Source organism: Marinicauda algicola (assembly GCF_017161425.1).
GTDB classification, from domain to species: domain Bacteria; phylum Pseudomonadota; class Alphaproteobacteria; order Caulobacterales; family Maricaulaceae; genus Marinicauda; species Marinicauda algicola.
In genome coordinates this window covers 1514605-1527104 of sequence record NZ_CP071057.1, presented here as the reverse complement: position 1 = coordinate 1527104, position 12500 = coordinate 1514605, and the positions used below count along the sequence as shown (strand labels likewise).

The 12500-nt window shown below is 68.8% G+C and carries 12 protein-coding genes; 10 read left to right on the top strand and 2 right to left on the bottom strand.

Annotated elements, in window-relative coordinates; genetic code table 11:
* Positions 1-9: 9 nt before the first annotated feature.
* The 6 genes from JW792_RS07720 to JW792_RS07695 all read left to right on the top strand — a co-directional run bounded on the left by JW792_RS07720 (position 10) and on the right by JW792_RS07695 (position 7355).
* Positions 10-1578, top strand: coding sequence for a CpaE/TadZ family protein (locus JW792_RS07720; RefSeq protein WP_135996277.1), 1569 nt, complete (start codon positions 10-12; stop codon positions 1576-1578).
* Between the two features lie 17 nt (positions 1579-1595).
* A complete protein-coding gene (locus JW792_RS07715) occupies positions 1596-3128 on the top strand; it encodes a TadA family conjugal transfer-associated ATPase (RefSeq protein WP_135996278.1) in 1533 nt (510 codons plus the stop codon).
* Positions 3129-3130: 2 nt separating this feature from the next.
* A complete protein-coding gene (locus tag JW792_RS07710; RefSeq protein WP_135996279.1) occupies positions 3131-4126 on the top strand; it encodes a type II secretion system F family protein in 996 nt (331 codons plus the stop codon).
* 9 nt (positions 4127-4135) lie between these two features.
* On the top strand, positions 4136-5110 hold the full coding sequence (locus tag JW792_RS07705) for a type II secretion system F family protein (protein ID WP_135996280.1): 975 nt from the start codon (positions 4136-4138) through the stop codon (positions 5108-5110).
* Positions 5111-5171: 61 nt separating this feature from the next.
* Complete coding sequence (locus tag JW792_RS07700; protein WP_135996281.1) at positions 5172-5684, top strand: hypothetical protein; 513 nt, start codon at positions 5172-5174, stop codon at positions 5682-5684.
* Between the two features lie 240 nt (positions 5685-5924).
* Positions 5925-7355, top strand: coding sequence for a DNA recombination protein RmuC (locus JW792_RS07695; protein ID WP_135996282.1), 1431 nt, complete (start codon positions 5925-5927; stop codon positions 7353-7355).
* Between the two features lie 12 nt (positions 7356-7367).
* Here JW792_RS07695 and JW792_RS07690 read toward each other — a convergent pair whose 3' ends face one another.
* Both JW792_RS07690 and JW792_RS07685 read right to left on the bottom strand, forming a co-directional pair.
* A complete protein-coding gene (locus JW792_RS07690) occupies positions 7368-7820 on the bottom strand; it encodes a YaiI/YqxD family protein (protein ID WP_135996283.1) in 453 nt (150 codons plus the stop codon).
* Between the two features lie 23 nt (positions 7821-7843).
* Complete coding sequence (locus JW792_RS07685) at positions 7844-8668, bottom strand: tetratricopeptide repeat protein (protein WP_135996284.1); 825 nt, start codon at positions 8666-8668, stop codon at positions 7844-7846.
* A gap of 133 nt (positions 8669-8801) precedes the next feature.
* Here JW792_RS07685 and JW792_RS07680 point away from each other — a divergent pair, with 133 nt between their 5' ends.
* The 4 genes from JW792_RS07680 to JW792_RS07665 all read left to right on the top strand — a co-directional run bounded on the left by JW792_RS07680 (position 8802) and on the right by JW792_RS07665 (position 12416).
* Entirely contained in the window at positions 8802-10154 is a 1353-nt protein-coding gene (locus JW792_RS07680) for a leucyl aminopeptidase family protein (protein ID WP_135996285.1), read from the top strand.
* 4 nt (positions 10155-10158) lie between these two features.
* Positions 10159-10959, top strand: coding sequence for a C40 family peptidase (locus JW792_RS07675; RefSeq protein WP_135996286.1), 801 nt, complete (start codon positions 10159-10161; stop codon positions 10957-10959).
* An 83-nt stretch (positions 10960-11042) separates the two neighbouring features.
* On the top strand, positions 11043-11219 hold the full coding sequence (locus tag JW792_RS07670) for a hypothetical protein (RefSeq protein WP_158291617.1): 177 nt from the start codon (positions 11043-11045) through the stop codon (positions 11217-11219).
* A 144-nt stretch (positions 11220-11363) separates the two neighbouring features.
* On the top strand, positions 11364-12416 hold the full coding sequence (locus JW792_RS07665) for a DUF2231 domain-containing protein (protein ID WP_135996287.1): 1053 nt from the start codon (positions 11364-11366) through the stop codon (positions 12414-12416).
* The last annotated feature ends 84 nt before the right edge of the window (positions 12417-12500 follow it).

The following is a 12500-nucleotide window of genomic DNA, read 5'->3' as shown; positions in this document are numbered from 1 at the left end:
AGACCGACAATGGCCGATGCCTTCAGAGACGACGACGCCTTCGCGCCGGAAGACGAGTTCCTGGACAGCGGAGCCGATTTCGGCGCGGACCCGCTCGGCGATGCCGCCGACATCGAGAGGCGCATCCTCGACGAGGATGATGCGCCCCGGATGAACCGTGCGGCGCAGGAGGATGCGCGCCGGCCGTTCGGAGCCCGCCTGGCCGAGGCGAATGCCGTCGAGGGAGATCTCGGCGACGGCGACGATTTCGGCGATGGCGATGCCTTCGGCGACGGCGAGGAGGCCTACGAGCCCGAGCCGGTCCGGGGCGAGAGCCATGCGCCCGCTCCGGCCGCGCCGCGCGGTGTACAGGGGGAGATCGGCGCCGACGACGACGAACTCGTCGCGCCGGTGCCGCGCATCACCATCCACGCCTTCTGCGAGCGCCCGGAGACCGGCGCGCTGGTGCACAATGCCGGCAATGACCGGCGCCTGGCCAAGGCGCACGTGACGGTCGAGCTCGGCGGGCTGTCCGCGGCGATCGAGCGCTATCACGACGAGTCCACGCCCAACCTGCTGATCGTCGAGACCGGCATGCAGGGCCGCGCCCTGTTTGAACAGCTCGAGGACCTCGCCGCGGTGTGCAGCGCGGAGACGCGCGTCGTCATCATCGGCGCGACCAACGACATCGCGCTCTATCGCGAGCTGATGCGGCGCGGGGTGAGCGAATATCTCGTCCCGCCGATGACGCCGCTGCATCTCATCAGGACGGTGTCCGGCCTGTTCGCCGATCCCGCGGCGCCGTTCGCGGGCAAGACGATCGCCTTCATCGGCGCGAAGGGCGGGGTGGGTTCCTCCACCGTCGCGCACAATGTCTCCTGGTGCATGAGCGAGCACCAGCGCACCGACGCGGTGCTGGTCGATCTCGACCTGTCCTACGGAACCGCCGGACTCGATTTCAACCAGGATCCGGCGCAGACGATCTCCGAGGCGCTGCAGGACCCCGACCGGCTCGACGAGGCCCTGCTCGACCGGCTGCTCGTGCGCTGCACCGAGCGCCTGTCGCTGTTCTCCGCACCGGCGACGCTGGAGCGGGACTGGGAGTTCTCTCCCGAGGCCTATGACAGCGTGATCGACAAGGTGCGCCGTCAGGCGCCCTTCGTGGTGCTCGACCTGCCGCACAGCTGGAACCCCTGGGTGCGACAGACCGTGCTTGCCGCCGATCAGGTCGTGCTCACCGTCACGCCCGATCTCGCCTGCCTGCGCAATGCGAAGAACCTGTTCGACCTGGTGCGTCAGCAGCGTCCGAACGACGAGCCGCCGAAGGTCGTGGTCAACATGGCCGGCTGCCCGAAGCGTCCGGATATCCCGCTGAAGGACTTCTCCGACGCGCTCGGCACCGCGCCGGTCCTGGTGCTGCCCTTCGAGCCGGAGCTGTTCGGCAAGGCGGCCAATAACGGCCAGATGATCGGCGAGGTCGATCACAAGTCGCGCGCCGCCGACGGCTTCGTCCATCTCGCCTCGCTGGTCACCGGGCGTTCCAATGCCGCAGCGTCGAGATCGCGCGGTCTGTTCGGTCTGTTCAAGCGCAGGAAATAGGGCGGGCGGTCACACTCATGTTCGGCAAGCGACCAACAGGTTCCGGCACAGGTTTCGGCCAGGCTTCCGGCCCGGCGCCGGCGGGCCGCGCTCCGGCCGGCGACGTCGCGACCAAGCCGCGCCCCCAGGCCTCGCCCGCAGCGCGTCCCGCGCCGAAGCCCGCGCCGGCCCCGTCCGCCGGTCCCGCCGCGGCGACGGCCACGGCGCCGAAGAAGACGCCCGAACCGGTCAAGCCGAAGCCGAAACCGGCGGTGGAGACCGTCGGGGCGGAACGCTCGCGCGAGTACTACGAGATCAAGACGACGATCTTCAACGCGCTGATCGACACGATCGACCTGTCCCAGCTTTCCCGCCTGGACAACCAGACCGCGGCCGACGAGATCCGCGACATCGTCACCGAGATCATCTCGATCAAGAACGTCGCGATGTCGATCGCCGAGCAGGAACAGCTCCTGCAGGACATCTGCAACGACGTGCTCGGCTACGGCCCGCTGGAACCCCTGCTGGCGCGCGACGACATCGCCGACATCATGGTCAACGGCGCGGGCGACGTCTTCATCGAGGTCGCCGGCCGGGTGAAGAAGACCAACATCAAGTTCCGCGACAACGCGCAGCTGATGAACATCTGCCAGCGCATCGTCTCCCAGGTGGGCCGGCGCGTGGACGAGAGCAGCCCGATCTGCGACGCGCGCCTGGCCGACGGCAGCCGGGTCAACGTCATCGCCCCGCCGCTCTCGCTGGACGGGCCGACCCTGACGATCCGGAAGTTCAAGAAGGACAAGCTGCGCATGAAGGACCTGGTGGGCTTCGGGTCCATCACGCCCGAGGGCGCGCGGGTCCTGGAGATCATCGGCGCCTCGCGCTGCAACGTGCTGATCTCCGGCGGTACCGGCTCGGGCAAGACGACGCTGCTGAACTGCATGACCGGCTTCATCGCCGAGGACGAGCGCATCATCACCTGCGAGGACGCGGCCGAACTGCAGCTGCAGCAGCCCCACGTGGTGCGCCTGGAGACCCGCCCGCCCAACCTGGAGGGCCAGGGCCAGGTCACCATGCGCGACCTCGTCAAAAACTGCCTGCGCATGCGGCCCGAACGCATCATCGTCGGCGAGGTGCGCGGCCCGGAGGCGTTCGACCTCCTGCAGGCCATGAACACCGGCCATGACGGCTCGATGGGCACGCTGCACGCCAACTCCCCGCGCGAGGCGCTCTCGCGTATCGAGTCGATGATCACGATGGGCGGCTACAACCTGCCCTCCAAGACGATCCGGGAAATGGTCTCCGGCTCGATCGACGTCGTCATCCAGGCCGCGCGCATGCGTGACGGCACGCGCAAGATCACCCACATCACCGAGGTGCTGGGCATGGAAGGCGATGTCATCGTCACCCAGGACCTCTTCCTCTACGAGATCACCGGCGAGGACGAGCACGGCAATATCCAGGGCCGCCACGTCTCGACCGGCATCGCGCGTCCGAAATTCTGGGACCGCGCGCGCTATTACGGCCTCGACCGGGCCCTGGCCGAGGCGCTCGACGCCTCGGAGGCGTGATCATGCCGGGCGGGGATATCGCCTTCATCATCGCCGCGGTCTGCGCCTTCATCGCGGTCGCCGGGGTCGGCCTCGCCGTCACCTCGGGCGGGCCCTCCAAGACCCAGACGCGCCGCGTGGCCGCCACGGTGGGCACGCCCGTCAAGCGCACCAGGCGCCAGATGAGCGCGCTCGATGCCAGCGCCCAGAAGCGCAAGCAGGTCCAGGAAAGCCTGAAGGAGATCGAGGAGCGCCAGAAGCTCGCCCGCAAGAAGACCGTCACGCTCAAGGCCCGGCTCGAGCAGGCCGGCCTCGACTGGACGGTACGCGGCTTCTGGATTCTCTCCGGCGCCCTTGCCGCCGCGGCCTTCATTCCGCTCTTCCTGACCGGGCAGCACATCCTGCTGGTGCTCGGCCTCTCGGTCGCGGCCGGGCTCGGCCTGCCGCGCTGGATCATCGGATTCCTGCGGGCGCGCCGGCTGAAGCAGTTCTCCGCCCACTTCGCCGATGCGCTCGACATCATCGTGCGCGGTGTGAAGTCCGGCCTGCCGCTCAACGAGTGCCTGAAGATCATCGCGCGCGAGACGCCCGATCCGGTCCGGGGCGAGTTCGAGAAGCTGGTGGAGGGCATCGCGGTGGGCGTCGATCTCGACGAGGGCATGCGCCGCATGACCCGCCGCATGCCGGCCCCGGAGCTGAACTTCTTCTCCATCGTGCTGGTGATCCAGTCGAAGTCGGGCGGCAATCTCGCCGAGGCGCTGCAGAACCTCTCCACCGTGCTGCGCGGGCGCAAGATGCTGAAGGAGAAGATCGGCGCGCTGTCCTCCGAGGCGAAGGCCTCGGCCATGATCATCGGCGCGCTGCCCCCGCTCGTGTGCGCCATCGTCTCGGTGATGGCGCCCGAATACATGGGGCTGATGTTCACCACCCCGCTCGGTCAGATGATGCTGATGGGCAGCCTGGTGTGGATGGGCTTCGGCGTCCTGATGATGCGCGGCATGATCAACTTCAAGCACTAGGAGGGGACGATGATCAACGACATCGCCGAATTCGTCACCGCGCCCTCCAACCTGTTCGCGATCATCACCGCGCTGCTGGTCTTCGCGACGATCTTCACCCTGTCCGCGCCCGTCATCAACCAGGATCAGACCTCCAAGCGCCTGAAACAGGTCGCCAACCGGCGCGAGGAGCTGCGCCGCAAGAGCCGCGAGGCGCTGGAGGCCAAGCAGTCGGGCTCGCTGCGCGGCAAGGACACGCGCAGCCTCTACAAGAAGATCGTGGAGGAGCTGAATCTCCAGAAGCTGCTCGAGGACCCGAACCTGAAGAAGAAGCTGGTCCAGGCCGGGCTTCGCGGCCAGGGCCCGGTCTTCGCCTTCTATTTCGCGCGCCTGGTCGCGCCGATCGCCCTGTTCGGGGCCGGGGCCTTCTACCTCTTCGTCATCAACGATTTCGACCTCGCCGCGCTGCAGCGTCTGACCATCGCCATGGGCCTTGCCGTGCTCGGCTATTACGCGCCGGGCATCTATCTGACGAACCTCGCCACCAAGCGGCGCGATTCGATCATGCAGGCCTTTCCCGACGCGCTCGACCTTTTGCTGATCTGCGTGGAATCGGGCATGTCGATCGAGGCCGCCTTCCAGAAGGTCGCTGCCGAGGTCAGCTCGAGCTCGATCGAGCTCGCCGAGGAGTTCTCGCTCACCACCGCCGAGCTCGCCTACCTGCAGGACCGCCGGCAGGCCTATGAGAACCTCGCCAACCGGACCAATCATCCCGGCGTCAAGTCGGTCGCCACGGCCCTCGTCCAGGCGGAGCGCTACGGCACCCCGCTCGGCCAGGCGCTGCGCGTCATGGCGAAGGAAAACAGGGACATGCGTGTGGCGGCCGCGGAGAAGAAGGCCGCCGCCCTTCCCGCCAAGCTGACCGTGCCGATGATCGTGTTCTTCCTTCCGGTACTGTTCGTCGTCATTCTCGGACCGGCCATCATCAACTATCAAAGCCTGTGACGCGCGGTCGCAGTCGGGTTAGCCTGACGCCCGCATGAAGCTGGCAGGAGACGTTCGATCGATGTTCGGGGGCCGCAAGGCGGAGGAACGCCGCCGCGACGAGATCCGCATGGCGGACGAGGCTGCCGACCATGCGCTGAAGGCGCTGGCCGAGGGTGATGTCGATCGCGCGCGCACCGAGCTGTCCGCCGCCCCGAAGAAGCTCGACTTCGCCGATATCGGCTGGAAGGTGGAGACCGTCGCCGCCCTCATCGAGATCGAGCAGGGCAAGGGCAAGGCCGCGATCAAGCGCCTGACCGAGATCACCGCCCGGCTCGACGAGACCTCGCTGTCCAGGGACGACAAGGGCTATATGCGCCTGTTCGCCCTCTATCGCGCGATCGAGGCGAGCAAGTCCGGCAAGGCTCCGGCCGAGCTGAGGATGCACGCGGAGGATTTCCGCTTCGACCATACCCTCGTCTCGGGCCGGCTGAAGAACCGCTTCCCCCTGAAGAAGACCGAACCGGTCGAGCCCGCCCCGCCGCCGATTCCCGTGCCCCCGGGTGCGGGCGATGACGGCAAGGGGGCGTTCTAGGTCTGTTTCTGCCTCCGTCTCGATAGCTTCGCTCCCCTCGCCGAAAGGCGGGGCCCAGGGATCATGAAATGCCGTCACGAGATGACGGCGCCTCTCCGCCCTGGAGGCCGGCTGCCCTGTGGGCTCCAGGGAGGCGGGGCTTGGTGTCGCTGACCCCACAGCACCCCGACTCTGGCGCCGCCGCGCCGACTCGTCCAATATGATTCGCGAACAGAAGGCGAACCGGCGGGCATTGCGGGCATGAATCTCGGTCTCGAGACCTATCTCTATCTGGGCGGGTTGGTGATCCTCGCCGCGATCTTCCTGGCCGTGGGCCTGCGCCGGCCGCAGTCGGCGGGCGGGCTCGATCCGAAACTCCTGGAGAAGATGGAAGCCGAGCGCGACAGCTGGCGCCGCACCGCCGAGGCGAAGTCGGCCGAGGCCCAGGAGGCACGCGAGCGCCTGGCGCGCCTGGAAGCGGCGGCCGAGGAGCGCGACCGGCTGCGCGACCGGCTCGAGGAGCTGCAGCGCGAGCGCAATGCGCTCGCCACCGAGCTGTCCGGGCTGAAGGAGAAGCACGACGCGGCCGAGCGCCACCATGCCGACAAGCTCGCCGAGCTCGAAAAGGCGCGCGAGAAGCTCGCCGAGAGCTTCGAGGCGACCGCGAACAAGATCCTGAAGGCGAGCGGGGAGGAGCTCAACCGCAAGGGCTCGGAAACCCTGCAGACCATGCTCAAGCCGCTGCGCGAGCAGCTCGACGGCTTCCAGAAGCGCGTCGCCGAGGATGCCGAGAAGCGCTCCTCCCAGACCGGGGCGCTGCACCAGCTCGTCTCCACCCTGCATGCCGATGCGCGCCGGATGAGCGAGGACGCCAAGAACCTCGCCAACGCGCTGCGCTCGCAGTCCAAGGTGCAGGGCGACTGGGGCGAGTTCGTGCTGGCGAGCATCCTGGAACGCGCCGGCCTCAGGGAGGGCCACGAGTATCACACCCAGGACTCCGTGACGTCGGAGGACGGCACGCGCCAGCGCCCGGACGTGATCGTCGACATGCCGAACAGCCAGAAGCTCGTCATCGACGCGAAGGTTTCGCTGACCGCCTTCGAGCGCTGCGTCAACGCCGAGACCGAGGAGGACCGTGACGCGGCGCTGAAGCAGCATCTCGCCTCGGTGAAGTCGCACATCAAGACGCTGGGCGAGAAGGACTATCCGTCGAAATATCCCGGCGTCAGCTTCACCTTGATGTTCGTGCCCCTGGAGGGTGCGGCCTCGCTTGCCCTGCAGAACGATCCCGATCTCGCCGCCTATGCCTGGGATCGCGACGTGATGATCGCCACGCCCACCACGCTGATGATGGCGATGCGCACGGTCCAGAATCTCTGGGTCATCGAGCGCCAGAACCAGAACGCCAAGGAGATCGCCGACCGGGCCGGCAAGCTCTACGACAAGTTCGAGGGCTTCGTGAAGGACCTGGACGATGTCGGCAACCGGCTCACCCAGGCCCAGGATTCCTGGCACAAGGCCAAGGGCAAGCTCACCGCCGGCGCCGGCAACCTGGTGCGCCAGACCCAGATGCTCAAGCGCCTGGGCGCCTCCACCAAGAAGTCGCTGCCCGAGGACTATCTCGCCGCCGCCGGCGTGGGTGAGGATTCGGACGAGGACACCCCTGCGCTCGAGCCGCCGCGCGAGGGGTAGGGCCCGGCGCGCCTACCGCTTCCGCTTCACCGCCTGGAACACGCGCTCCAGCCCGTTGAGGAAGGCCGAGCGGTCGCGCGGACCGAAGGGCTTGCCGCCGCCGCCTTCCATCTGTCCCGCGCTCCTGAGATCGGCCATCAGGTCTCGCATGGCGAGCTTGGAGCCGATGGCGGCCTCGGTGAACTCGGTTCCGCGAAAGTCGATCGCCTTCGCCCCTGCCTTGATGCAGCGGTCGGCCAGCGGGATGTCGGCGGTCACGCAGATATCGCCCGGTCCGGCATGCTCGGCGATCCAGTCATCGGCCGCATCCATGCCGCCGGGCACGATGACGAGTTCGGCCCACGCGCTGTTCGGCCGGCGGATGCCGCCGTCGCAGACGAGCTTCACCTCGGTCGCGTGGCGCTCGGCCACGCGAATCGCCTCGTCCTTCACCGGACAGGCATCGGCGTCGATATAGAGGGTCATGGGGCAGGGGATAGCGCCTCGCGCTAACCCTCGCCACCCCGGATCGCGTCCCAGCGGCGCGGGCTCGTCATCATGTCGCGCACATAGGCCATGTTGGCCTCGGCCATCTCCGGCGTGACGTCCTGCAGGGCGATCTGCTCGGCCTCCTCGAAGCGGCCCTGCAGGGCCACGACGAGGGCGAGGTTCTGGCGCACCTGCGGCGTGGCGGTCTCGCTCGCGATGGCGCGGCGCAGGAAGTCCTCGGCGCGTTCGGGATCGCCGGCGAGGGCGTAGGAGAGCCCCAGGTTCGACAGCACGGCCGGCTCGGCCGGGGCGAGCAGGAGCGCCTGGGTGAAGCGCTCGCGCGCCTGCGCGGTGCGCCCGGCCTGTTCCAGCGCAACGCCGAGCGCGTTCATCACCTGCCAGTCATCGGGCCGGGCCGCGGCGGCGCGCGAAAGCGGCTCGATCGCCTGCTCGCCCTGGCCTGCGGCGGCGAGGGCGAGGCCGAGCGCGGTCTGCAGTTCGGCCGAATCCGGGCGCAGGGCGAGGGCCTGGCGGGCGATCTCGGCGGCGCGCGCGGCATTGCCGAGCTTCCTGACCGCGATCGAGAGTTCGACCGCGGCCTCGTGATCGCCCGGATTGAGTTCGAGCGCCTCGGCCCAGAAGGCGGCCTGGGTCAGGAGGTCCTGGCTCTTGATCGCCGCGCGCTCCTCGGCCGTCGCCGGCACGATGGAGGCGTTCTGCAGCTCCTCGGCGAGCGCCTCCTCCTGCGGGGTCGGGGCGAGCTCGGCATTGGTCGCGCAGGCCGACAGGGCGAGCGCGCCGGTGAGGACAGCGGTGAGAACAGGGGCGGACAAACGCGCGGCCATGGTCTACCTCTTCTCGCGCCAGACGTTGAGGGTCCACTCTGGCCCGGCCCGGTCAAGAAGCCGTTAACGGTTTGAGCCGGAGCCTTGCGGACCTCGACGCCGGATCGAACGAAGAGGCTGCGCCAAGAGGCCCATGACCGAGTATTTCGCCCCGAAGGACGCGAAGGCGCGTCCGGCCCGCATCGTGACGAGCGCCGCGCTCGACGCGGTGAAGTCCGAGTTCCCCCATGCCGCGCGCACCGGCTTCCGCGCCGAGCCCGGCGAGGTGCTGGTCCTGCCCGGGGAGTCCGCCACCGGCGCGCTGATCGGCGCGGGAGAGGCGCGCAGCCCGTTCGACGCGGCGGGCGCCGCAACCGGCCTGCCCGAAGGCGACTGGCGCATCGAGGCGCTGCCCGGCGGCTGGGACGCCACCCAGACGCAGATCGCCCTCGCGCTCGGCGGCTATGCTTTCACCCGCTATCGCGAGCCGGCCCGCAAGCCCGCCCGCTTCGCCCCGCTGGAGGGCGCGGACATGGACGAGGCCAGTCGCGTCGTGCGCGCCGCCTGTCTCACCCGCGACCTCGTCAACACCCCGGCCGGGGACATGCTGCCGAGCCATCTGGAGGACACGGCCAGGACGCTCGCCAGGTCCCACGACGCCACGGTGCGCGTGATCACGGGCGAGGATCTCGTCAAGCAGAACTATCCCATGATCCACGCCGTCGGGCGCGCCTCGGCCGATGCGCCGCGCTTCATCGAGCTGGAATGGGGCGAGCCCTCCCATCCGCGCATCGCGCTGGTGGGCAAGGGGGTGTGCTTCGATTCCGGCGGGCTCGACATCAAGCCCAGTTCCGGCATGCGCCTGATGAAGAAGGACATGGGCGGGGCGGCCAACGTCCTGGGCCTTGCCCAGATGATCATGGACGCGAGGCTTCCCGTGCGCCTGCACCTGCTCATCCCGGCGGTGGAGAACGCGATCTCCGGCAATGCCTTCCGTCCCGGCGACATCCTCACCTCGAGGAAGGGCCTGACCGTGGAGATCGGCAATACCGATGCGGAGGGCCGGCTCGTGCTCGCCGACGCGATCACGCGGGCCTGCGAGGACGATCCCGAGCTGCTGATCGACATGGCCACGCTCACCGGCGCGGCGCGCGTCGCGCTCGGGCCGGAAGTCATGCCCTTCTACACCGGCGACGAGGACCTCGCCTCGGCCGTCCTCGAAGCCTCGAAGGCGGTCGACGACCCGCTCTGGCGCATGCCGCTGTGGGACGGCTATGACAGCTGGATGGACGGGGAAATCTCCGACCTCAACAATGCGGCCGATTCCAGCTTTGCCGGGTCGGTCACGGCGGCGCTCTTCCTGCGCCGCTTCGCGCGCGAGGCGAAGAGCTGGATCCATTTCGACATCTTCGCCTGGAATCCCAAATCGCGCCCCGGCCGCCCGGCGGGCGGGGAGATGATGGGCGCGCGCGCTCTCTACCATCACATCAAGCAACGCTTCGGATAGTCTCATGAGCGAGGAATACCAGGTCACCGCCGCAGTCACGGCGCTGCGCGCGACGCCCGACGACGAGGGCGCCATGGACACCCAGCTGCTGCACGGCGAGGTCTTCCTTGTCGAGGAGCGCGAGGGGGACTGGGCCTACGGCACGGCCCGCCGCGACGGCTACCAGGGCTGGGTGAGGCGCGCCGACATGGCCCAGCCGGTCCTGATCTCGACCCACCGCGTCTCGGCGCTGCGCACCTATGCCTATGCCGAGCCGGACATCAAGAGCCGCCCGGTCGGCCTGGTGTCGATCAACGCCAAGATCGCCTCGGCGCGCCGGGAAGGGCGCTTCGTGGAGGCCCAGCGCCTGGGCTGGGTGTTCGAACAGCACCTGGCCGTGCTCGGCGCGGCGGAGACCGACTATGTCGCGGTCGCCGAGCGCTTCCTGCACACCCCCTATCTGTGGGGCGGGCGCGATTCCATCGGGCTCGACTGCTCCGGCCTGGTGCAGAGCGCGCTGGAAGCGGCCGGGGTGCGCGGCTTTCCGCGCGACACCAAGGACCAGGAGGAATGGGCGGCCCGGCGCTGGGGCAATGTCCCGGTCAGCGACGACTTCTCCGGCCTGCAGCGCGGCGATCTCGTCTTCTGGCCGGGCCATGTCGGGATCATGACCGACAGCCGCACCCTGCTGCACGCCAATGCCCACCACATGCTGACCGTGGCCGAGCCCCTCGCCACCGCAGCCCGGCGCATCGCCTTCCACCACGCTCCCGTGCGCACGATCTGCCGCCCGCCGGCCGAAACCGGCTGGACGGGGATGATGTAGGCTCCCGCAAGCGCTTTTCGCACTTGCCGCGCGGTCATGAGTTCTGCTTTTGTTCCGGAATGACACGGAACGGGAGCCCGCTCATGACCGACGACAAGGATCTCCGCGAGGCGATCGCCTACGCCCTCTGGCGCTCGCCCTGGCGCAAGTCGCTGGCGAGCCTGCACGAATGCCGTCAGGCCGCGCGCGATATCGAGCGGCATCTGCACAAGAGCCGGTACCGCGTCGAGCCGGGCGAGCCGCTGAAGCCGCACGGGTGACCTTTCGGGACAGGTGCGGGCATTCCGGCCCTTTGTAAGTCCTGGCGCTTGTGACAGGCTCACCGCATCCGCCAGATCCGGACGGGAGCGGGCGGCGGCATCCATCGCGACGTCCGCTCCCGCCGCAAGACGAGGACATCGCGAGTGGACAACCTGATCGAACCGAACCTCCATCCGGTTTTCGTGCATTTCGTCGTGGGCTTGCTTTTCAGCGGTGCCCTCGTGCTTGCCGTGGCCGCTTTCGTTCCGGGCGCCGCGCGCTGGCGCAGCGCCATGCTGGCGGGCGGGGACTGGATGCTGGCGCTCGGCCTCTTGGCAGCTGTCGGCGCGCTCGTCGCCGGCTTCCAGGCCTACTACACGGTCGCTCACGATGCTGCCTCCCACGCGGCAATGACGACGCATCGCAACTGGGCTCTGGTCACCGCCAGTGTGTTCGCCGCACTCGGCGCCTGGAGATGGATGATCCGGCACGACGGTCCCGGACCGCTCTTCGCGGCCGCCGCCCTCGCGGCCGCGGCACTTCTGGCCGTCACGGCCTGGTGGGGCGGCGTCGTGGTCTTCGAGCACGGGGTGGGGGTGCAGAGCCTGCCCGCGGCGAGCGGCGAGGGACACGATCATGCCCACGGAGAGGGCGGTCACGGCGATTCCCATGACGAAGCTTCTGCCGCGCAGCAGGACGGGCATGAGCACGCGGCGCCCTCCGGCGAGGGCAGGGATGGCCATTCGCAGGAAGGTGTGCATGCCCCCGAGACGGGGTCTGCGGGCACGCCCGAGGCGGCTGCCGATGCCTTCCATGCCGCGCTTGCCGGTTCGCACGAGGCGCAGGTGCGCGCTCTCCTGTCCGGAGATGTGCTGATCCTGGAATCGGGCGGCGCGGAACGCTCGCTCGAACAGTATGCCTCCCACCACATGATGGCGGACATGGCCTTTCTCTCGAACGTCGAGAGCGAACGCCTCTCGCGCACGTCGAAGGTTCATGGCGATGCCGCCTGGGTCGCCACCGAGAGTGCGCTTCGCGGCACCCATCAGGGGCGCGAAATCGCGGTCAAGGCCCAGGAAACGCTGGTGCTGCGCCGCCGGGGCGAAGGCTGGGTGATCGAGCATGTGCACTGGTCGAACAGCCCGCTCGGCGAGGACGAGGTAGCGCAGGAGGTCCCGGCCGCGGAGGAACACGATCACGGCGACCACGAGCACTGAGCCCATCGGGCGCAGCGGCGATGCCGGCGACAGGAAAAACCCCGCTCCGGGGCGGAGCGGGGTTCATTCTTCCGGCAATGAGGC

Excerpts from the sequence above, each read along its gene's own strand:
- JW792_RS07720 (WP_135996277.1), top strand. The coding sequence starts at position 10 with ATGGCCGATGCCTTCAGAGACGACGACGCCTTCGCGCCGGAAGACGAG.
- JW792_RS07715 (WP_135996278.1), top strand. The coding sequence starts at position 1,596 with ATGTTCGGCAAGCGACCAACAGGTTCCGGCACAGGTTTCGGCCAGGCT.
- JW792_RS07710 (WP_135996279.1), top strand. The coding sequence starts at position 3,131 with ATGCCGGGCGGGGATATCGCCTTCATCATCGCCGCGGTCTGCGCCTTC.
- JW792_RS07705 (WP_135996280.1), top strand. The coding sequence starts at position 4,136 with ATGATCAACGACATCGCCGAATTCGTCACCGCGCCCTCCAACCTGTTC.
- JW792_RS07700 (WP_135996281.1), top strand. The coding sequence starts at position 5,172 with ATGTTCGGGGGCCGCAAGGCGGAGGAACGCCGCCGCGACGAGATCCGC.
- JW792_RS07695 (WP_135996282.1), top strand. The coding sequence starts at position 5,925 with ATGAATCTCGGTCTCGAGACCTATCTCTATCTGGGCGGGTTGGTGATC.
- JW792_RS07690 (WP_135996283.1), bottom strand. The coding sequence starts at position 7,820 with ATGACCCTCTATATCGACGCCGATGCCTGTCCGGTGAAGGACGAGGCG.
- JW792_RS07685 (WP_135996284.1), bottom strand. The coding sequence starts at position 8,668 with ATGGCCGCGCGTTTGTCCGCCCCTGTTCTCACCGCTGTCCTCACCGGC.
- JW792_RS07680 (WP_135996285.1), top strand. The coding sequence starts at position 8,802 with ATGACCGAGTATTTCGCCCCGAAGGACGCGAAGGCGCGTCCGGCCCGC.
- JW792_RS07675 (WP_135996286.1), top strand. The coding sequence starts at position 10,159 with ATGAGCGAGGAATACCAGGTCACCGCCGCAGTCACGGCGCTGCGCGCG.
- JW792_RS07670 (WP_158291617.1), top strand. The coding sequence starts at position 11,043 with ATGACCGACGACAAGGATCTCCGCGAGGCGATCGCCTACGCCCTCTGG.